The sequence below is a fragment of the Cupriavidus sp. DL-D2 genome (genome assembly GCF_039710735.1).
Classification (GTDB): Bacteria; Pseudomonadota; Gammaproteobacteria; order Burkholderiales; family Burkholderiaceae; genus Cupriavidus.
The window spans coordinates 77,841-97,761 of the sequence record NZ_JBDKXK010000041.1; the positions used below are offsets into that span (position 1 = coordinate 77,841).

The 19,921-nt window shown below is 64.9% G+C and carries 18 protein-coding genes; 8 read left to right on the forward strand and 10 right to left on the reverse strand.

Annotation, left to right across the window (positions count from 1 at the left end):
* The first annotated feature begins 16 nt into the window (after positions 1 to 16).
* From ABDB81_RS20845 to ABDB81_RS20855, 3 genes are read left to right on the forward strand one after another with little or no spacing between them, the layout of a single operon-like run.
* Positions 17 to 1,324 (forward strand): O-acetylhomoserine aminocarboxypropyltransferase, encoded by a 1,308-nt coding sequence (locus tag ABDB81_RS20845; RefSeq protein WP_346813340.1) that lies wholly within the window; start codon positions 17 to 19, stop codon positions 1,322 to 1,324.
* Positions 1,321 to 2,145, forward strand: a complete 825-nt coding sequence (locus ABDB81_RS20850) for an alpha/beta hydrolase (RefSeq protein WP_346813341.1) — start codon at positions 1,321 to 1,323, stop codon at positions 2,143 to 2,145. The genes ABDB81_RS20845 and ABDB81_RS20850 overlap by 4 nt, the downstream gene beginning before the upstream one ends.
* Positions 2,146 to 2,190: 45 nt before the next feature.
* The gene (locus ABDB81_RS20855; RefSeq protein ID WP_346813342.1) at positions 2,191 to 2,508 is read left to right on the forward strand and encodes an Mpo1-like protein; all 318 of its coding nucleotides are present in this window, start codon (positions 2,191 to 2,193) and stop codon (positions 2,506 to 2,508) included.
* Between the two features lie 19 nt (positions 2,509 to 2,527).
* Here ABDB81_RS20855 and ABDB81_RS20860 read toward each other — a convergent pair whose 3' ends face one another.
* Positions 2,528 to 3,892 carry a YihY family inner membrane protein gene (locus ABDB81_RS20860; RefSeq protein ID WP_346813344.1) on the reverse strand — a complete coding sequence of 455 codons (1,365 nt, stop codon included), beginning with the start codon at positions 3,890 to 3,892 and terminating at the stop codon, positions 2,528 to 2,530.
* Between the two features lie 193 nt (positions 3,893 to 4,085).
* Between ABDB81_RS20860 and wrbA the strand changes: the two genes are divergently transcribed.
* Genes wrbA through ABDB81_RS20875 form a run of 3 tightly spaced genes read left to right on the forward strand, consistent with a single transcriptional unit; the run spans position 4,086 to position 6,564 of the window.
* Positions 4,086 to 4,679 carry an NAD(P)H:quinone oxidoreductase gene (gene wrbA / locus ABDB81_RS20865; protein WP_346813346.1) on the forward strand — a complete coding sequence of 198 codons (594 nt, stop codon included), beginning with the start codon at positions 4,086 to 4,088 and terminating at the stop codon, positions 4,677 to 4,679.
* Complete coding sequence (locus ABDB81_RS20870; protein WP_137928212.1) at positions 4,676 to 5,104, forward strand: DUF2069 domain-containing protein; 429 nt, start codon at positions 4,676 to 4,678, stop codon at positions 5,102 to 5,104. Before wrbA ends, ABDB81_RS20870 begins: the two co-directional genes overlap by 4 nt.
* A gap of 26 nt (positions 5,105 to 5,130) precedes the next feature.
* Positions 5,131 to 6,564 carry an FAD-binding oxidoreductase gene (locus ABDB81_RS20875; protein ID WP_346813348.1) on the forward strand — a complete coding sequence of 478 codons (1,434 nt, stop codon included), beginning with the start codon at positions 5,131 to 5,133 and terminating at the stop codon, positions 6,562 to 6,564.
* A 59-nt stretch (positions 6,565 to 6,623) separates the two neighbouring features.
* Here ABDB81_RS20875 and ABDB81_RS20880 read toward each other — a convergent pair whose 3' ends face one another.
* From ABDB81_RS20880 to ABDB81_RS20915, 8 genes are all read right to left on the reverse strand, one after another.
* On the reverse strand, positions 6,624 to 6,992 hold the full coding sequence (locus ABDB81_RS20880; protein WP_346813349.1) for an ArsR family transcriptional regulator: 369 nt from the start codon (positions 6,990 to 6,992) through the stop codon (positions 6,624 to 6,626).
* Positions 6,989 to 8,419: a PLP-dependent aminotransferase family protein gene (locus ABDB81_RS20885; RefSeq protein WP_346813351.1), complete on the reverse strand. Its 1,431-nt coding sequence runs from the start codon at positions 8,417 to 8,419 to the stop codon at positions 6,989 to 6,991. Before ABDB81_RS20885 ends, ABDB81_RS20880 begins: the two co-directional genes overlap by 4 nt.
* Positions 8,420 to 8,467: 48 nt before the next feature.
* Positions 8,468 to 9,301, reverse strand: coding sequence for a formate dehydrogenase accessory sulfurtransferase FdhD (gene fdhD, locus ABDB81_RS20890; protein ID WP_346813353.1), 834 nt, complete (start codon positions 9,299 to 9,301; stop codon positions 8,468 to 8,470).
* A 51-nt stretch (positions 9,302 to 9,352) separates the two neighbouring features.
* The gene (locus ABDB81_RS20895) at positions 9,353 to 11,668 is read right to left on the reverse strand and encodes an FdhF/YdeP family oxidoreductase (protein WP_346813355.1); all 2,316 of its coding nucleotides are present in this window, start codon (positions 11,666 to 11,668) and stop codon (positions 9,353 to 9,355) included.
* Positions 11,669 to 12,073: 405 nt separating this feature from the next.
* Positions 12,074 to 12,982, reverse strand: a complete 909-nt coding sequence (locus ABDB81_RS20900; RefSeq protein WP_346813356.1) for an amino acid ABC transporter substrate-binding protein — start codon at positions 12,980 to 12,982, stop codon at positions 12,074 to 12,076.
* A gap of 4 nt (positions 12,983 to 12,986) precedes the next feature.
* On the reverse strand, positions 12,987 to 14,276 hold the full coding sequence (locus ABDB81_RS20905) for a dicarboxylate/amino acid:cation symporter (protein WP_137928419.1): 1,290 nt from the start codon (positions 14,274 to 14,276) through the stop codon (positions 12,987 to 12,989).
* A 177-nt stretch (positions 14,277 to 14,453) separates the two neighbouring features.
* Entirely contained in the window at positions 14,454 to 15,650 is a 1,197-nt protein-coding gene (locus tag ABDB81_RS20910) for a mechanosensitive ion channel domain-containing protein (protein ID WP_346813358.1), read from the reverse strand.
* A gap of 179 nt (positions 15,651 to 15,829) precedes the next feature.
* The gene (locus tag ABDB81_RS20915) at positions 15,830 to 16,747 is read right to left on the reverse strand and encodes a LysR family transcriptional regulator (RefSeq protein ID WP_346813360.1); all 918 of its coding nucleotides are present in this window, start codon (positions 16,745 to 16,747) and stop codon (positions 15,830 to 15,832) included.
* 164 nt (positions 16,748 to 16,911) lie between these two features.
* Between ABDB81_RS20915 and ABDB81_RS20920 the strand changes: the two genes are divergently transcribed.
* Complete coding sequence (locus ABDB81_RS20920; protein ID WP_346813362.1) at positions 16,912 to 18,198, forward strand: MFS transporter; 1,287 nt, start codon at positions 16,912 to 16,914, stop codon at positions 18,196 to 18,198.
* Positions 18,199 to 18,225: 27 nt separating this feature from the next.
* Positions 18,226 to 18,975: a creatininase family protein gene (locus tag ABDB81_RS20925; RefSeq protein WP_160472033.1), complete on the forward strand. Its 750-nt coding sequence runs from the start codon at positions 18,226 to 18,228 to the stop codon at positions 18,973 to 18,975.
* A gap of 21 nt (positions 18,976 to 18,996) precedes the next feature.
* On the opposite strand, the gene ABDB81_RS20930 is transcribed toward ABDB81_RS20925, so the two are convergent.
* Entirely contained in the window at positions 18,997 to 19,752 is a 756-nt protein-coding gene (locus ABDB81_RS20930) for an SDR family NAD(P)-dependent oxidoreductase (protein WP_137928414.1), read from the reverse strand.
* Positions 19,753 to 19,921 lie beyond the last annotated feature (169 nt).

Sequence of the window (19,921 nt, forward strand, 5' to 3'; positions counted from 1 at the left end):
GATCGAGAGAAGCCCAATGTCCGGTACCCGATTCGACACGCTGGCGCTGCACGCCGGCGCCGCGCCCGACCCCGCCACAGGGGCCCGCGCCACCCCGATCCACCTGACCACGTCGTTTGTGTTCCGCGATAGCGAGCACGCCGCGTCGCTCTTCAATATGGAGCGCGCCGGCCACGTCTATTCCCGCATCAGCAATCCCACGGTCGCCGTGTTCGAGGAACGCGTGGCCGCGCTGGAGAACGGCGCCGGCGCCATCGGCACCGCCTCCGGCCAGGCCGCGCTGCATCTGGCCGTGGCCACGTTGATGGGCGCGGGATCGCACATCGTGGCGTCCACCGCGCTCTACGGCGGCTCGCACAACCTGCTGCACTACACGTTGCGCCGCTTCGGCATCGAGACCACGTTCGTCAATCCGCGTGATATCGACGCCTGGCGCGCCGCCATCCGGCCCGAGACCCGCCTGCTGTTCGGCGAGACGCTCGGCAATCCGGGGCTGGATGTGCTGGACATCGCCACGGTGGCGCAGCTCGGGCGGGACCACCGCATCCCGCTGCTGGTCGATTCCACCTTCACCACGCCTTACCTGCTGCGTCCGTTCGACCATGGCGCCGGGCTGCTGTACCACTCGGCCACCAAGTTCCTGGGCGGACACGGCACCACCATCGGCGGCGTGCTGAGTGAAGGCGGCACGTTCGATTTCGAGGCATCGGGCAAGTTTCCGGAGTTGTCGGAGCCGTACGAAGGCTTCCACAACATGGTGTTCACCGAGGAAAGCACGGTGGCGCCGTTCCTGCTGCGCGCCCGCCGCGAAGGGCTGCGCGATTTCGGCGCCTGCCTGAATCCGATGGCGGCGTGGCAGTTGCTGCAGGGCATCGAGACGCTGCCGCTGCGCATGAGCCGCCACGTGGACAACACGCGCCGCGTGGTGCAGTTCCTGGCCGGGCATCCGATGGTGGAATCGGTGGCCTATCCGGAACTGGAAACCCATCCGGACTACGAGCTGGCCAAGCGATTGCTGCCCAAGGGCGCGGGCGCCGTGTTCAGCTTCAACCTCAAGGCCGATCGCCAGGCCGGCCAGCGCTTTATCGAGAGCCTGTCGCTGTTCTCGCACCTGGCCAATGTGGGCGATGCGCGGTCGCTGGTGATCCATCCCGCTTCGACCACGCACTTCCGCATGGACGCCACCGCGCTCAAGGCCGCCGGCATCGGCGAAGGCACGATCCGGCTGTCAGTGGGACTGGAAGACCCGGACGACCTGATCGAGGATCTCAAGCGCGGCCTGAAGGCGGCGGAGAAGGCCATGGAGAAGGGAGGCAAGCAATGAAGCTCGACCTCTCCGGCAATCCGGCCTACGCCTACACCGGCGGCAAACCCTTCGACGCCGCCCTGCCCTGCGCGGTCTTCGTGCATGGGGCGCAGAACGATCACAGCGTCTGGGCGCTGCAGACGCGCTGGTTCGCCAACCATGGTTTTTCGGTGCTGGCCGTGGACCTGCCCGGCCACAACCGCAGCGAAGGCGCGCCGCTGGATACCGTCGAGGCCATGGCCGACTGGGTCATGGCGCTGGTGGCTGCCGCCGGCGTGACGGCACCCGTGCTGGTGTTCGGCCACAGCATGGGATCGCTGATCGCGCTCGAATGCGCGGCGCGCCATCCGGCCGCTGTGCGCGGCATCGGCCTGCTGGCCACGGCCTATCCGATGAAGGTGTCGGATGCCCTGCTCGACGCCGCGCTGCACCGCGAGCCGGAGGCCATCGCCATGGTCAACCAGTGGTCGATTTCCAGCCTCGCCAGCAAGCCATCCTCGCCGGGACCGGGTGCCTGGATGCACGGCGGCAGCCAGCGCCTTATGGAACGGGTGGCCGCGCGCAATCCGGACGTGCGCGTATTCCACAACGACTTCTCGGCCTGCAACGGCTACGCGCACGGCGAGGAAGCGGCGGTGGCCGTGACCTGCCCGGCGTTGTTCGTGGTCGGCAGCAAGGACATGATGACGTCGCCCAAGGCCGCGCAGGCGCTGGCCGGCAAGATGCGGCAGGCCAGCATCGTGACGGTGCCGAGCGGGCACGCGATGATGGGCGAGAAGCCGGACGAGGTACTCGACGCGCTGGCAGCCTTTGCGCGCAAGGTTGTGGCAGCCCGATAGCCGGCTGCCTGCATTGCAGTCCCACCAGAAAAACAGGAGACCGCCATGGCCCACGCCCCCACGAAGGAATTCGCCAGCTTCGCCGAGTTCTACCCGTTCTATCTGAACGAGCACCGCGACCGAACCTGCCGCCGCCTGCATTTCATCGGCTCGACGATTTCCCTGCTCTGCCTGGGCGCACTGGTGGCAACGGGCAGCCTGTGGTGGCTGCTGGCCGGGTTCGTTTCGGGTTACGCATTCGCCTGGGTGGGCCATTTCGGCTTCGAGAAAAACCGCCCCGCCACCTTCCGGCACCCGTTCTACAGCTTCATGGGAGATTGGGTGATGTACGCGGATATCTGGCGCGGACGGATTCCGTTCTGATCCGGCACCGTCAGCGGTCTCAGACCTGGCCGTGCCAACCCGGCGGGACCACCTCGACGAGCTTGCGCGCATCGCCCTGAGGTCCCGGCACTTCACCCGCCTCGTTGGCGGCGGCATTGGCCGTCTGCTGGCGGAAAATGGCTTCCAGCGGCTGATCGAGCTGGGGATTGTCCAGGATGCCGCGCAGTACCTCCACACCCTGCATCTGCTGGGCCAGCGCGGTTCGCGGCAACCGCGCCATGTTCAGCACCAGCCGGTCATGCAGCATGCGCAGCGTCACCTGAGACGGATCGCAGAGCAGCGCCCAGTGCGCCTGCCCCCGGTCCTGCTGGAGCTTGCCCACGAGATGCATCGCCTTGAGCTTGCCAAGCAGCACGGCCAGATAATCGGCCTCGACGCGCAGCTTGCGGCCCAGGTCGAGCTCGCCCACGCTGCGCGGCACGTCCTCCCGCGCGCGGTACAGCACGTACAGCACGCCCAGCGCGTCAAAGAACTCGCTGCCCGCGAACGTGCGCCGGCGCCAGTGCCCTTCGCGGATCACCGGCAGGTTGGCCGCGATGGTGGCGCCCAGCAACGTTACCAGCCAGCTGACATACATCCACAGCAGGAACAGCGGCAGCACGGCGAACGTGCCATAGACAGCGGTGTAGGTCGGGATATGGGTGATGAAGTAGCCAAAGGCGCGCTTGGCCACCTCGAAGGCCACGGCGGCCACGATGCCGGCGGTCAGCGCATCGCGCCAGTCCACGTAGGCATACGGCACGGCCATGTACAGGAATGCGAAGGCAACGGCCGACAGCAGCACTGGCACCACGCTGACAAACATCGTCACGCCGAACGGGAGGTTGCCGACGTAGCCCATCGAGATCGACAGCAGGTAGGAGCTCACGGAGAGGCTGGCACCGATCAGCACCGGGCCCATCGTCAGGACGGCCCAGAACACCAGTACCCGCTGTGCCAGGGGCCGGCGCCGCTTCACGCGCCAGATGGCGTTGAGCGCATCCTCCACGGTCAGCATGGTCAGCACCGAGGTCACCATCAATCCGCCCAGGCCCAGTGCAGTGAGGCCGCGCGCGCTCTTGGAGAACTGGCCGATGTAGCGCGAGACCGAATCACTGACGTTGCCACCGGGAATCAGGTTCTGGAACAGGAACATCTCGATCTGCCCGCGAAAATCGCGGAACACCGGGAACGCGGCCAGCAGCGCGAACGCCACGGTCAGCACAGGCACCACGGAAAGGAAGGTGGTGAAGGTCAGGCTGGCCGAGACCTGCGGCAGACGATCCTCCCCAGCGCGACGCAAGGCGTAACGTGCCAGCGCACGCACCTTCTGCAGATTCCATTCCCTGCGGAGGCGGGCGATACGGGCAGCGGCAGCAGACATGCGGGGGCGAACTCCTCGATGAAGACTATTCTCAAAATGGCAGCCGACGTGCCATCGATACGGCACCTGGCGCGGGGGCACAACTATAATACGCGGATTGTTTCGCGGCGCCTTTCGCCATTTTTCGTTGCAAATTCACGGCCTTGACCCGGTAGAACGTGCCATTTTGCCGATCACCCCGCCGCCGATCCCGATGACCGACATCCTCGTTCTCTATTACAGCCGTCACGGCAACACCCGCAAGCTGGCCGAACTGATCGCCGCCGGTATCGAGCGCGTGCCGGGCGCCCAGGCGCGGTTGCGTACCGTGCCGCCCGTCTCCACCGTCTGCGAAGCCACCGCGCCGGATATCCCGCCCGAAGGCGCGCCGTACGCCGAACTCCGTGACCTGGAGGAATGCGCGGGCCTGGCGCTGGGCAGCCCGACCCGGTTCGGCAACATGGCTGCGCCCATGAAGTACTTCCTCGACGGCACCATCGCGCAATGGCTCTCCGGCGCGCTGTCGGGCAAGCCGGCCTGCGTGTTCACGTCGACGGGCAGCCTGCATGGCGGACAGGAAACCACGCTGTTGTCGATGATGCTGCCGCTGCTGCACCACGGCATGCTGATTGTCGGCCTGCCGTACTCCGAAGCCGGGCTGATGACCACCACCGCGGGCGGCACGCCCTATGGCCCTAGCCATCATGCCCACGTCGACAACTCCGGCCCGCTGACCGACCACGAGGCGTCGCTGGCCATCGCCATGGGTCGCCGGCTGGCCGAATCCGCGCTGAAACTCGCCGCATGACGAACCCATCCCAAGCCACCGCTTCCGTCGAGACCGACGGCGCCCTGCACAACCCGGCGCTGTGGCGCCTGAGCGTGGCCAGCCTTGTGGCGCTCATCGTGCTCTGCATCGCCTGGGAATGGTTCCTGGCGCCGCTGCGGCCGGGCGGATCGTGGCTGATCCTGAAGTTCGTGCTGCTGCTACCCGTGCTGCGCGGCGTCTGGCAGCGCAATCGCTATACGATGCAGTGGTCGTCGATGCTGATCCTGCTGTATTTCACCGAGGGCATCGTCCGCGCCACCAGCGACCGCGCGCCTTCCTCGTGGCTGGCCTGGGGCGAAGTGGCCCTGACGGTGCTGTTCTTCGTGGCGACGGTCTGCTACCTGCGCCCCTACAAGCGCCGGGCACGCGCCACCGCCAAGGCTTCCGCGCAATCTTCGTCCTGATTCGTTTTCATTTCGTCCTGACTGCCATGACCGCTGCGCATACCGATTCCTTCCTCGATCTCTGCCGCGCCGCCGTGGGCCCGCAGAATGTGCTGACCGAGCCTGCCGACAAGGCGCCCTACCTGACTGACTGGCGTCATCGCTATACCGGCGATGCACTGGCCGTGCTGCGCCCCGGATCGACGGAAGAAGTGGCCGCGGTGATGCGAGCCTGCCATGCGCACAAGCTAGCCGTCGTGCCGCAGGGCGGCAACACCGGCCTTTGCGGCGGCGCCACGCCGCAGGCTGGCGAGAGCGCGGCGCGTGGCACGGTCGTGCTGTCGTTGCAGCGCATGAACCGCGTACGCCAGGTGGACCCGCTCAACAACACGATTACCGTAGAGGCAGGCGTGATCCTGCAGCAGTTGCAGGAAGTGGCCCAGCAGCACGGCAGGTTGTTCCCGCTATCGCTGGCGGCCGAAGGCAGTTGCACGATCGGCGGCAACCTGTCCACGAACGCTGGGGGCACGGCGGTGCTGCGCTATGGCAATACCCGCGAGTTGTGCCTGGGGCTGGAAGTGGTCAACGTGCGGGGCGAGGTCTGGGACGGCTTGCGCGGCCTGCGCAAGGACAACACCGGCTACGACCTGCGCGACCTGTTCATCGGCGCCGAAGGCACGCTCGGCGTCATCACGGGGGCGGTCATGAAGCTGTTCCCGGCACCGCGCGCCCGCGTCACGGCGCTGGCCGCCGTGCAGAGCCCGCGCGCGGCGCTGGCGCTGCTGGCTATCGCCCAGTCCCATGCCAGCGCCATGCTGACCGGCTTCGAACTGATGTCCGCGATGTGTCTGTCACTGGTGACGAAGCACTTCCCGCAACTGCGCTATCCGTTCGACGCCCCGCATCCGCAACTGGTGCTGCTGGAGCTGTCCGATAGCGAGAGCGAGGAACACGCGCGCGGCATCTTCGAAAAGATGATGGAGGCCGCGTTCGAGGCCGGCGTGGTCACTGACGCCGTGGTGGCGGAGTCCGTGCAGCAATCGCGCGATTTCTGGAACCTGCGCGAACACATCCCGCTGGCGCAGGTAGAGGAAGGCAAGAACATCAAGCACGATATCGCCGTGCCGATTTCGCGCGTAGCGGATTTCATCGAGACCACCGACGCGCTGCTGCAGGACGCCTATCCCGGCGCGCGCATGGTCACGTTCGGCCACCTCGGCGATGGCAATCTGCATTACAACGTGTCGCCACCCGTGGGTGTGGATCACGAGCATTTCCTCACGCATCAGGACGCCATCAACCTGATCGTCCACAACAGCGTCCATGCCCACCACGGCTCCATCTCGGCGGAACACGGGCTCGGACAACTCAAGGTCGAGGAAAACCAGCGCTACAAGAGCATGGTGGAGCTGACGATGATGCGTGCGATCAAGCATGCATTCGATCCGCAGGGCCTGATGAATCCTGGGAAGGTGGTCTGACAGTTTGGTGAGGACGGCAATTGTGCAGCAGGCTGCTGCACAATTGGCGAAGGCGAAGGCTAGTGCACCGTCTGGTTATCCTGCCCCTCTTCCCCCTCCCCAAACAACTGCCCGCACAACGCTTCACCCTCCTCCGTCAGGCGGGCCGTGCCGCGCCCATCCTCCTCCATGGCAGTCACCACGAGATCGGCTTCGGAGAGTTGGGTCAGCATACGTCGCAGCACGCTCATCTGCACGCTGGCGCGCTTGCTCAGGCGGGCCAGCGAGAGATCCTTCGCCGCGGCTTCGGGCTGCGCGGCGACGCTGCGGGTGTGGTCCCACAGCGTCTGCAGGATCGCCCCCAGCACCGGATCGAGGTCGTCGTCGGCATCGTCGTTTCGGTTGCTGTCGTCGCTCTGGTTGCTGTCGTCGTCTGCGCGGTCTGTCATATCGTCTCCCGTTGCTGCAAGGTCGCCACGAGCTTGCCCAGCGTGACCACGGCTGCTTCCACTTCCGCAGACCAGGCGCCGCTGTAGTTCAGGCGGATGCAGTTCGTATAGGTCGGCACCGGCGAGAAGATATGGCCGGGCGCCACGGTAATTTGCCGCTCCAGCGCGGCGTGGTACAGCGACATCGCGTCTACCTCTTCCGGCAACTCCACCCACAGCACGTAGCCGCCCGCCGGTCGCGAAACCCTTGTTCCCGCCGGGAAAAAGCGCCGCACCGCCGCCGCCATGATATTGGCCTGCTGCGCGTAGGCCTTGCGCACGCGGCGCAGGTGGAAGTCGTAGCCATCCTTTCGCAAAAACTCCGCGATGGCAAGCTGGGGAATCGTCGAGGTTGTCAGCGTGTTCAGGAACTTGAGCCGCTCCACTTTCTCCTTGTAGCGGCCCGGCAGCGCCCAGCCGATGCGGTACGCGTTGGTGAGCGTCTTGGAGAACGACGAGCAGTGCAGCACGATGCCGGCCGTGTCATAGGATTTCAATGACGTGGGATGGACGTCGCCGTAGTACAGCTCGCCATAGACATCGTTCTCGATAACCGGGGTATCGCGATCCGTCAGCAGCTGCACCAGCGCCTGCTTGCGTTCGTCGGACATCTGGAAGCCGAGCGGATTCTGGAAATTCGGCATCACCATGCACGCGGCCACGGGGCGCTCGTCGAGCAGTCTGGCCAGTGCTCCAACGTCGATGCCTTCCACCGGATCGGTCGCTACCTCCACGGCCTGCATGCCCAGCCGCTCGATGGCGTGCAGCATGGCGTAGTACGTGGGAGATTCCACGGCGATGGTGTCGCCCGGTTTGGCCACGGCCTGCAGGCAGAGGTTGATGGCCTCGGTCGCGCCGATGGTGACGATCACCTCGTTCGGATCCACGGTGTAGCCGTTTTCCAGATAGCGGCGCGTGATCTGGCGGATCAGTTGCGGCGAGCCGGGCGGCAGGTCGTCGAGCACGCTCCAGGTGTCGTAGCGTTTGCCGATGGCATTGGCGTACTGGATGATCCGCTGCCACGGGTAGAGCTTGGGGTCCGGATACGGCGAACCGAGCGGAACGGCATCGTCCGCGCGGATCGAGCGCAGCGTGGAGAGCACCAGCGCGCTGACATCGACGGCCGAGGGCCGCGCGGCGGGGCGGCTGGGCTGCAGGTCGATGGCTGGCTCGCCGGGGCGTGCCCGCACGAAGTAGCCCGATTGCGGACGGCTTTCGAGGATGCCGCGCGACTCCAGCAGCAGATAGGCACGGATGACCGTGGTGATGCTGAGCCGATGATGCTGGGCGGCCTGCCGCACGGACGGGATCTTCTCGCCGGGCAGCAGCACGCCCTGCTGCACCAGCGCTTCGATATCGGCGGCAAGCTTTTCGTACAGGGTGACCAACGGGGGCGCCTTTCAGGTTATCCGGCCGCGCCGGGCAACCCTGGGCGGTCAGCCTGCGGTCACCGGCGGATCGGTAGCGATCTCGGAATCTGTCGAAGTGTATTCGACGTAGCCGTCCTGGCGGCAGAAACTGAGCAGGCGCAGCCCCGCCTGTTCCGCGATGCGGATGGCGAGCGAAGTGGGCGCGGAGATGGTGGCCAGCATCTGGATGCGCATCCGCGCGGCCTTGCGGACGAGTTCGTAGCTGGCGCGGCTGGAGAGAAACACGAAGCCATCGCCGAACGATTCCCGTGCACGCGCGAGGTGGCCAATCAATTTATCGAGTGCGTTGTGGCGCCCCACGTCCTCGAAGATGGCACGCACCTCGCCATCGGGACCGCACCACGCCGCTGCATGAACGCCGCCGGTGGCGGCCATCAGCGGCTGGCGGGCACGCATGGCGTCGGCGGCCCGGCGCATCAGGGCCGGGGTCGGCGTGATGCGATGCACGGGGCGGCCAATCGGATCGGGAATCAGATCGAGCAGCGCGAGACTTTCAATCCCGCACACGCCGCACCCGGTGCGCCCGGCCAGCGTGCGCCGCTGGGCCTTCATCGCCATGAAGGCGCGTTGCGAAATCTCGATGCGGACCTCGATGCCATCGCAGCCCGGCTCCACCTCGATATCGTAGATCTCGCCGATACCGTCGACGATGCCTTCCGTCAGCGAAAACCCCACGGCAAAGACCTCGAGATCGAGCGGCGTGGCCATCATCACGGCATGCGAGATGCCGTTGTAGACCAGCGCCACCGGCACCTCGTCGGCCACCATGTCGATTTCCAGCGCCGTGTTGTCGCCCTGGTGGCGGCGAATATCCCGCGCGACGTAACCTCGTTCGGCCATGATGCCCTCCTGCAATCCGGGGATGGAATCCCGGCGCGTCTACCCGCGCTATTACGCCGATACCGCCGCGCGTTGCAGCAGCACCGGGATCGACTTCGACGTGGGCGTACCCGACCGGTCGCCGATGCTTTCCAGCGGCACCAGCGGATTGGTCTCCGGATAGTAGGCGCCGAGGCAGCCGGCCGGAATGTCGTAGTCCACGAGCAGGAAGTCTTTCACATGGCGCGTGATGCCGTCTTCCCAGACACTCGTGACATTTACGCGTTCGCCCTCTGCAAACCCGAGGCGCTCACGATCGGCACGGTTGATGAAGATGACGCGGCGCAGGCCGAACACGCCGCGATAGCGGTCGTCCGGACCGTAGATCGTGGTGTTGTACTGATCGTGCGAGCGCGTGGTCATCATCACCAGCAGGTCATCGCCATACCGCTCGCGGGCGCGCTGGATCGGGGTGTCCTTGTCGATCGGATGCACGAGGAACTGCGCCTTGCCCGACGCCGTACGCCACACGCGATTGCGCGAGGCCGGCGTCAGATGGAAGCCACCCGGCTTTGCCACGCGTTCGTTATAGCGCTCGAATCCCGGAATGACCTTTTCGATGGCATCGCGAATGCGCGCGTAATCCTGCGCATACCAGCGCCAGTCCACCTTCTCGGCACCGAGCGTGGCCTCGGCCATGCGCGCCACGATCATCGTTTCCGACAACAAATGCGGCGAGGCCGGCTTGTTCATGCCGTAGGACATATGCACCATGCAGACCGAATCCTCCACGGTCACGCCTTGTGCCACGCCATCCTGCTCGTCAATCTCGGTGCGGCCGATCGTCGGCAGCAGCAGCGAGTCACGGCCGATCACGAGGTGGCTGCGATTCAGCTTGGTGGCGATATTCACCGTCAGGTCGCACTGGCGCAGCGCTTCCCAGGTACGCGGCGTGTCAGGCGTGGCGATCGAGAAGTTGCCGCCCAGCCCCACGAATACCTTGACCTTGCCTTCGAGCATGGCGGCGATGGCAGCCACCACGTCCTGCCCGTGCTCGCGCGGCGGCTCGAAGTCGAACACCTGGCCCAGGCGGTCCAGGAACGCGGCATCGGGTTGTTCCTCGATGCCCATGGTGCGGTCGCCCTGCACGTTCGAATGGCCGCGCACGGGCATCAGGCCCGCGCCGGGGCGGCCGATATTGCCGCGCAGCATCATCACGTTCGACAGCAACTGGATGGTTCGCACGGACTCCTTGTGCTGGGTCAGGCCCATGCCCCAGCACATGATCGTGCGCTCGCTCTTCACGTAGACGTCGGTCAGCGCGTCGATATCCTCGCGCGTCACGCCGGACTCGGCCACGATATCGGCCCAGCTTTCGGCGCGAAGATCGGCGGCGAAGGCTTCGTAGTCAGCGGTGTGTTCGGCGATGAAATCGACATCCACCACGCGCTTGCCGCCCGTGGCCACGGCCTCATCGTCGAGTTCGATCACACGCTTGGCCATGCCCTTGAGCAGCGCCAGGTCACCAGCCAGCTTGGGACGCACGAACATCGAGGCGATCTTGGTGCCGCCGCCGCCCAGCATCTCGGTCACGTGCTGCGGGCTGACAAAGCGCTCCAGGCCGCGTTCCTTCAGCGGATTGATCGAGATGATCGTGGCGCCGCGTTTGGCGGCGTCGCGCAGCTCATTGAGCATGCGCGGATGGTTCGTGGCCGGGTTCTGGCCCCAGACCATGATGGTGTCCGCCAACTGGAAATCGTCGAGCAGCACCGTAGCCTTGCCCACGCCCACCGTCACCGGCAAGCCGCGGCTGGTGGCCTCGTGGCACATGTTCGAGCAATCGGGGAAATTGTTCGTACCGTACATCCGGACGAACAACTGGAACAGGAATGCTGCTTCGTTGCTGGCCCGGCCCGACGTGTAGAACGTGGCCGCATCGGGATTGTCCAGCCGCTGCAGATGCGCGGCGATCAGCCGGAACGCCTCGTCCCAGTCCACCGGCACGTACTTGTCCGTGGCAGCGTCGTAGCGCACCGGATGCGTCAGGCGGCCGTGCTGCTCCAGTTCGTAGTCCGACTGCTGCATCAGCTCCGCCACCGTGTAGCGGCCGAAGAACTCGTTGGTCACGCGCTTGCTGGTGGCTTCGGCCGCCACGGCCTTGACGCCGTTTTCACAGAATTCAAAGGTCGACGCGTGCTGGCGATCCGGCCAGGCGCAGCCCGGACAATCAAAGCCATCCGGCTGGTTTTGCTTGAACAGCGTCTTGTACTTGCCGCCAGAAACCTTTTCCTTGACCAGGTTGATGGCGACCTGCTTGAGCGCGCCCCAGCCGGCGGCCGGGTGCGTATAGGGCGAAACGTGTCCCTTTTCGGGTGTCGGGGTACTCATCGGGGGCGACTTCCTGCAAAACCAGCAAAAGACCTGGGCGCCCGGCCCGGTTTTCCGTGTGCCCAGGCGCCCGCAACGATGGATGCAGACTATTGCCGGAATGTGATGCGGGAAACGTACAGTGTCAGGGCAGCACGAAGAGTACAGTTTGCACGGTTGCAGTGCACAATCTGAAAACTGTGCTTGTCAATTGTGCATGGGTGTGTTGGATTCAGTCCTATGAAGCATCAAACCGCTCGGGTTTTCGTTCCCCTCTCCCGCGCAGTGGGAGAGGGGTTGGGGGAGAGGGCGGGAGGGGGTCTGCTTGCCGGCCATGTCGCAATTTGCACGGCTGGCCCTCTCCCCCGCCCCTCTCCCGCATGCGGGAGAGGGGAGAAAACAATCGGAAGAGTGAGGCCGAGGCCCCTACTCCGGCCCCTTCGGCGTCGCCGCAATGATGTCCTCCAACTGCGCGCTCATCGGGATGCCGAGCCGTTCGCCAGTTGGCAACCTGTTCAGGAACCACTGCTTGTAGAGCCGTTCCAGTTCGCCGGAGGTGATCAGGTCGCGCACGGCCTTGTCGACGATGCTGGCAAACTGCGGGTCGGCGCGGCGCAGCATGATGCCGTAGGGGTCGTAGGAAAGAAAATCGCGCGTGACCACGAACTGCTTGCCGGCGTCGGCGCGGGCGAGAAAGCCGTAGAGCAGCACGTCGTCGCCCGCGTACGCATCGGCGCCGCCGTGGCGCAGCACTTCGAAGGCATCGGCGTGATCCCTTGCGCGGATCAGCTTTGTGCCGAGGTTGAAGCGCTGCGACAATTGCTCGATGGCATCCGCATTGGTCGTGCCGGCCGTCGCCACCACGGTCTTCCCTTTGAGATCGCGGAAAGTCTTGATGGACGAATTACGCGGCACCATCAGCTTGGTGCCCGCCACGAAAATGACGGGCGAGAATCCGACGGTCCGCATCCGCTCGGCGTTGCGCGTGGTGGAGCCGCATTCGAGATCGATCTTGCCGGACGTGATCGCATCGAAGCGGTTTTCCGATGTCACGGGCACCCATTGCACCGTCAGCTCCCGGCTGATCTCGGCGGACGCAGCCGTGACGATGGCCTGGCAGATATCGATCGAATAGCCAATCGGCCGCTTCGCCTGATTCAGATAGGAGAACGGCAGCGAAGACTCTCGGTAGCCAATCACCAGCACGCCGGTATCGCGCGCCTTCTTCAGCGTGCCGGCCAGCACCACGGGTTCGGGTGCCGTGGTCTGCGCCGTCACACAAGGCGCGAAGATGCCGAGCCACGCGGCCAGCGCGGCAGCCAGGACGTAGTGCATGGCGTCAGGCTCCGGCCGATTCGGGCTTGGTGCCGGGGATGTCCTTCTCGGTCTCTGGCACCGGCCCCGTGGTCAACTGCCCTTCCCACTTGGCCACCACGGCAGCGGCAATCGAGTTGCCGACGGCATTGGTCGCGGAGCGTCCCATGTCGAGGAACTGGTCCACGCCCATGATCAGCAGCAGTCCGGCCTCGGGAATGCCGAACTGGTTCAGCGTGGCCGCAATCACCACCAGCGACGCGCGCGGCACCCCTGCCATCCCTTTCGACGTAAGCATCAGCAACAGCAGCATCGTGATCTGCGTCGCCATCGGCAGGTGGATGTCGTACGCCTGCGCGATGAACAGCACGGCGAACGTGCAATACATCATCGACCCGTCGAGATTGAACGAGTAGCCCAGCGGCAGCACGAAGCTGGAAATCTTGCGACTCACGCCGAAGCGATCGAGCGAGTCGAGCATCTTGGGATACGCCGCTTCCGAGCTCGCCGTCGAGAACGACAGCAGGAACGGTTCGCGGATCAGTCGGATCAGGTCGAAGATGCGCCGCCCGAGGAACACGAACCCGGCCAGCGCCAGCAGCCCCCACAGCACGAACAGCGCCAGATAGAAGCTGCCCATGAACTTGGCGAAGGTAATCAGGATGCCCAGCCCCTGCGTGGTCACGGTGGACGCTATCGCCGCGAACACGGCCAGCGGCGCCATCCACATGACTGCGCCAGTGATCTTCAGCATGATCTGCGCGAGATCCTCGATCACACCGGCCATGCGATGTCCGCGCTCGCCCAGCGTGGAGAGCGCCGTACCGAAGAAGATCGAGAACACCACGATCTGCAGGATCTCGTTGTTGGCCATGGCCTCGGCCACGGATTTCGGCACCAGGTGCGAGATAAAATCCTTGAGCGTGAACGCGTTGGTTTTCAGGTTCGTGGCAGCGCCCACGTCAGGCAACGGCAGGCCGATATTGACGCCCGGCTGCAGCAGCGTGGCCATGATCAGCCCCAGCGTCAGCGACACCAGCGATGCGGTGATGAACCATCCCAGCGCCTTGATGCCCACGCGCCCTACCGTGCTGGCATCGCCCATGTGTGCAATGCCCATGACGAGCGTGGAGAACACCAGTGGTGCGATGATCATCTTGATCAGCCGCAGGAACACGTCGGTGATGATCGAGATATAACCGGCGATGTCCTTCGCCACCTTGGGGTCAGGGAACGCCGTATTGCACGCGTAGCCGACCCCTGCGCCGAGAACCATCGCTATCAGGATCCAGGTCGTGATACTTGACTTGCTCATGGCATCTCCAAGGAGTCGACCGATGGCCGCGGTGCCGGGGCCCGTGGATAACCATAGGTCGCAGAAGCGCCTGAACGCAAATCTTCACGCACACCGCCGCGCACCTCAGCACGCGGAAAATGCACGGGATGCCACCTGTCGAAGCCTTATACCGTCGATTCGTCACATCGCAGCGGCCTATCGCTTCTGCCATACCCTCAGCCCGAACAGCGGCAGCACGCCATAGACGTGATCGAACAGGTCCGACTGCGTCTGTTCATACGATTCCCAACGCGTGTCGTTGACGAACAGGAAGACTTCGAGCGGCAGTCCCTGACTGGTCGATTGCACGTGGCGCACCACGAGCGGCAGGTCCTGACGGATGGCGGGATGCTGGCGGAAGTAGTCCAGCATGTAGCGGCGCAGCAGGCCCAGGTTGGTGAGCCGCGCCTCGTCTGCCTGCATGGCGAGCGGCACCTTCATCTCTGCATTGACAGCCAGTTGCGCCAGCAGGTCGTCATCGCAAAACCGCACACTGTCTGCATCCACAGGAATGCTGTGCCGCACGCGCCGCGCGCCGGACTCCAGCATGCCGCGCCAGTTTTTCACGCCGCTGGTCAGCAGCACATAGCTTGGCAGCGTGATGATGGTGTTGTCGAAGTTCTGCACCTTGATGGTGTTCAGTGCGATGTCGGTCACCACGCCATCGGCCACATAGCCGGGCACCTCGATCCAGTCACCGATGCGCAGCATGTCGTAGGCGGCCAACTGGATGCTGGCGACGAAGCCCAGCAATGAATCGCGAAACACGATGATCAGCAGCGCCGTCATCGCGCTGACGCCGGTCAGGAAGTACGTGGGCGAGCGGTCTACCAGCAGCGACACGATTGCGATGAAAGCGACGAGGTACAGCACGATCGTCGAGACCTGCAGGAAGCTCTTGATCGGCCGCGTGGCGGCATGCGGAAAATGGTTGTAGCGGTCTTCGATGCTGGCGAGGAACGCAAACCCCGCGCGCAGCCCTGCCACCACCATGAAGCTCGCGGCCAGCACCGCAACCGGCGTGCCCAGCATGGAGATCACGGGAAACGTCACGCCCTTGAGCAACGGCGCCGACAGGTAGACGATCAGCGCGGGCACGATCGGCGCCAGTCGATGGAACACGCGTCGATGCGCGGCGGCCCGCAGCCATTTGCGATGTTCGCCACGCGCCAGGCGATGCACCGCCCACAGCATGATCCAGCGCGTCAGGTAGTAGCAGAACACGCTCGCCAACACGATGGCGATCAGCAGCCCCGCCACGATCACGATGGCTACCGGCAGGCTGTCGGTATGTGCGTAGATGTGATGCGCACCGTCCGGCCCGGTCTCGATGCGGAACATGTCTCCCAGCATGGCACCTCGCGTCTGCCGGGGCTATGGTCAACGTCGATGTCGGCAGATCGGCCACCTTGACGCATCGCGCGCGCGGGATCGGTGCGGTGGCATACATGCCGATACAAAAGCCGCCCTGCGCCACACATGACAGATACGCCACGCCGCGATCATCGCCTCACCCCAGAGGACACCCCCGATCAGGCCCCATGCGCGAATATCGCCATCCGCCGCTCGATGAAATCGAGCACCTCCAGCACCGCCGCAGGCAATGGCCTGCCTGCCTTCACGAGCAGTCTCGCCTGGGTGCCACGGAACAGCGGATGATCGATGGGCACGGTCGCCAGCGTCCGGGCGGCCACTTCGCGATAGGCGGCGAACTGGCCGATCAGCGTTACGGCATCGCTATTCGCCACGAACTGCTTGAGCGCCGCCAGCGAGTTGCTCACCAGCGTGGGATGGATCGACAGGTTCTCGGAAAATTCGAGCATCCGGGCCGCATGGCCAATGCCGTACGACTCGGGCATCAGGGCCAGCGGATACTCCAGTACCTCACGGATAGTGGCCGAACCGCCGCGTACCGCCAGCGGATGGCCCTGGCGCGACAGCATCACGATGGGCTGCGGCGAACTCGCGCGATACTCGATGCGCGGATGCAGCGGCGGGTTGTAGGCCAGCCCGATATGCGCGCGGCTCTCGGCCACCTCGTCCAGCACATCATCGACGGGCAGGATTTCCATGCGGATATCGACACGTGGATATTGGGCGCTGAACGGTGCGATGACCTCGTTGACCAGCGCATCGACATAGCCTTCGCTCAAGACGATTCGCACCATGCCCTGCTGCAATCCCTGCAGCGCATGCAGTTGATCTTCGAGCTTCTCCTGATGCGCGCGATATCCGCGCCAGAACTCCAGCAGATGTGCGGCGGCCTCGGTGGGCCGCACGCCGCGCGGCTGGCGCTCGAACAGCGTGATGCCGAGTTCTTCCTCCAGCAGCCGGATCTGCCGCGTGATCACCGACGGCGACGTATTGAGGCTTTCCGCCGCGCCCCGGATCGTGCCGTGGGCCAGCACCTCGCGGAAATAGCGCAGCCGCTGCTGATTGATCTCTCGCATCCCTCTACCCTTTTATCTTTCTTAAGTCACATTTTCGCGAGCACGCGGGGCTGCGTTGCTCTGGCAAGAACGATTTGTGGACTTTGTTGCTGTTGGTGCAAGTCTAAGCCGCTGCCACTATCCAAGCCAATCCCCCAACCATCACAACGCTCTGGAGACTGGCAATGTTAGTGATGTCGAATACTGGCGCCCTCGACGGCACCTCTGCCCTGTACAACAAGATCAACCTGCGGCTACTGCCCTTCCTGCTGGTCTGTTACCTGTTTGCCTATCTGGATCGCGTGAACATCGGCTTTGCCAAGCTGCAAATGCAATCGGACCTGGGCTTCTCCGATGCCGCATACGGGGTGGGCGCCGGCATCTTCTTCATCGGCTATGTGCTGTTCGAAATCCCGAGCAACCTGATGCTGCCGCGTGTTGGCGCGCGCAAGACATTCAGTCGCATCCTTGTCTTGTGGGGCATCACCTCGGCCTGCATGATGTTCGTGCGCGACGTGCCCACGTTCTACGCGATGCGCTTCCTGCTGGGCGTATTCGAAGCGGGCTTCGCGCCGGGCATGATCTATTACCTGTCGTGCTGGTACGGCCCGCAGCGCATGGCGCGTGCGATTGCCATCGTGTTCCTGGCGGGTCCGATTGGCGGCATCATCGGCGGCCCGGCTTCGGCCTGGCTGATGACGTCGCTGGCAGGTCACGGCGGACTGGCCGGCTGGCAGTGGATGTTCCTCGTCGAAGGGTTGCCGTGCCTGCTGCTTGGCGTGCTGGCGCTCAAGATGGTGCCGGATCGTCCCGCCGACGCCAACTGGCTGACCGCCGACGAAAAGCGCCTGCTGGAGCAGGAACTGGCCGTGCCCGCCGCACACAAGCATTCGTTCGGTGCCGTGGCGCGCGACCCCAAGGTCTATGTGCTGGCCACCGCCTACTTCTGCGTGATCGCCGCCATCTACGCGCTGAGTTTCTGGCTGCCGACGCTGATCAAGGCGCAAGGCGTGACCGATACCGTGCGGCTGGGCTGGTACACGGCCCTGCCCTATCTGGGTGGCGCCATCGGCATGGTCTATATGGGCCGCCGTTCAGATCGCAAGGGCGAGCGCCGTTTCCATGCTGCCATTCCCGCGATGACCGGTGCCGCACTGCTCGCCGGATCGACGCTGGCCGACGGGCACCTGTTCATCACACTGGCGCTGCTGACGCTGGGCACAACCGCTCTGTGGATGACCTACACGGTGTTCTGGGCCATGCCGCCCGAGTACATCAAGGGCCCGGCTGCGGCAGGCGGCATTGCGCTGATCAACACCATTGGCCTGTCAGGCGGATTCTGGGGTCCAGCCATCATCGGCTGGGCCAAGACGGCCACTGGCAGCCTGCATCCCGGCGTATTGGTGATGGCGGCGATGCCGCTGGCCGCCGCGCTGATCATCCTCGCCAACAAACTTCCCAAGCGCCACTGAAGCGCGACCCCACTCCTGGAGAACATCATGTTGCTGCACCTTTCCACCTGGTCCGAAATCGAGCAATACCTGCAACGCAGCCGGACCATCGTCATCCCGATCGGCTCCAATGAACAGCACGGCCCCACGGGCCTGCTCGGCACGGACTGGCTGTGCCCGGAGATCATCTCCCGCGCCGCGCAGGCACACGGCGACATCCTCGTGGCACCCACGTTCAACATCGGCATGGCGCAGCATCACCTCGGTTTCGCGGGCACGATCTCGCTGCGGCCCACCACGTTCATCGCGGCGATCATCGACTGGGTGCACTCGCTGACGCGCCACGGCTTCGAGAAAATCCTGTTCCTGAACGGGCACGGCGGCAATATCGCCTCGATCGAGGCCGCATTCTCGGAGATCTATGCCGAGTCGAGTTTCGCCGGGCGCCGCGCCGGCTTTGCATTGAAGCTCTGCAACTGGTGGGATCTGGAAGGGGTGAACGAACTGGCCCGCGAGATGTTCCCCACGGGACACGGTGCGCACGCCACGCCGTCTGAAATCGCGGTCACGCAGTTCGCGTTTCCGGATGCAATCAAGCACGCGGACTACGCGCCGAAGATCGCGCCGTCGGGCCCGATCCGCGAGGCGCTGGAATTCCGGGGACGCTTCCCCGATGGCCGCATGGGCTCGGACCCGAACCAGGCCACGCCGGAGAAGGGCCAGGCGCTGGTGGAACTGGCCGCGCGCAGCCTGGTGACCGAACTCGCCGCGTTCACCGACGAGTTCGTACCGGCCTGATCGGCTGGATTGCCTGGAGGGTCAGGCTTTCTCGCGGGTGATCGACAGCGCGCTGAACGATTGCGAGACCGGCATGACTTCCAGGAAGTTGATGTTGACGCGCGAGGGCAGCGTCGCGGACCAGAACACGGTCTCGGCGATGTCCTCGGGCGTCAGCGCATCGGCGCCTTCATAGATCTTCGCCACGCGCGACTGGTCGCCATCGAAACGCACCGCCGAAAACTCGGTGCCACCCACCAGACCCGGCGCCACGTCCGTCACCCGGACGCGCGTGCCGGTCAGGTCGGCGCGCAGGTTCAGCGAGAACTGACGCACGAACGCTTTCGTCGCGCCATACGTATTGCCGCCCGGATAGGCGTATTCACCGGCCACCGAGCCGATATTGATGACGTGGCCGCGATTGCGCGCGACCATGCCCGGCAGCACCGCGCGGGTCATGTAGAGCAGGCCCTTGATATTGGTGTCGACCATCGCGTCCCACTTGTCGAGATCCGCGTTCTGCGCCGATTCCAGACCCCACGCCAGACCGGCGTTGTTCACCAGCAGGTCAACTTCTGCGAATTCGGCCGGCAACGCAGCTACGGCAGCGGCCACGGCATCACGGTCGCGCACATCGAGCACGAGCGGCAGCACCTTGTCGCGGCCCAGGGCATCGGCCAGCGCTTCGAGCCGGTCTTCACGCCGCCCCGCGGCAATCACGCGATGGCCGGCCTCGGCAAATCGACGGGCAATGGCAGCGCCAAATCCTGCGGTGGCGCCAGTGACGAATACGATCATGGTTGCTCTCCAGCATGTAAACGGTTCGGGGGCGATGGTACACCGGGTTGCGGGAGATGGTGTTTTGCTCCCCTCTCCCGCGCAGTGGGAGAGGGGTTGGGGGAGAGGGCCGGAGGGTCTGCTTGCCGGCCACATCGCAATTTTCACCGCTGGCCCTCTCCCCCGCCCC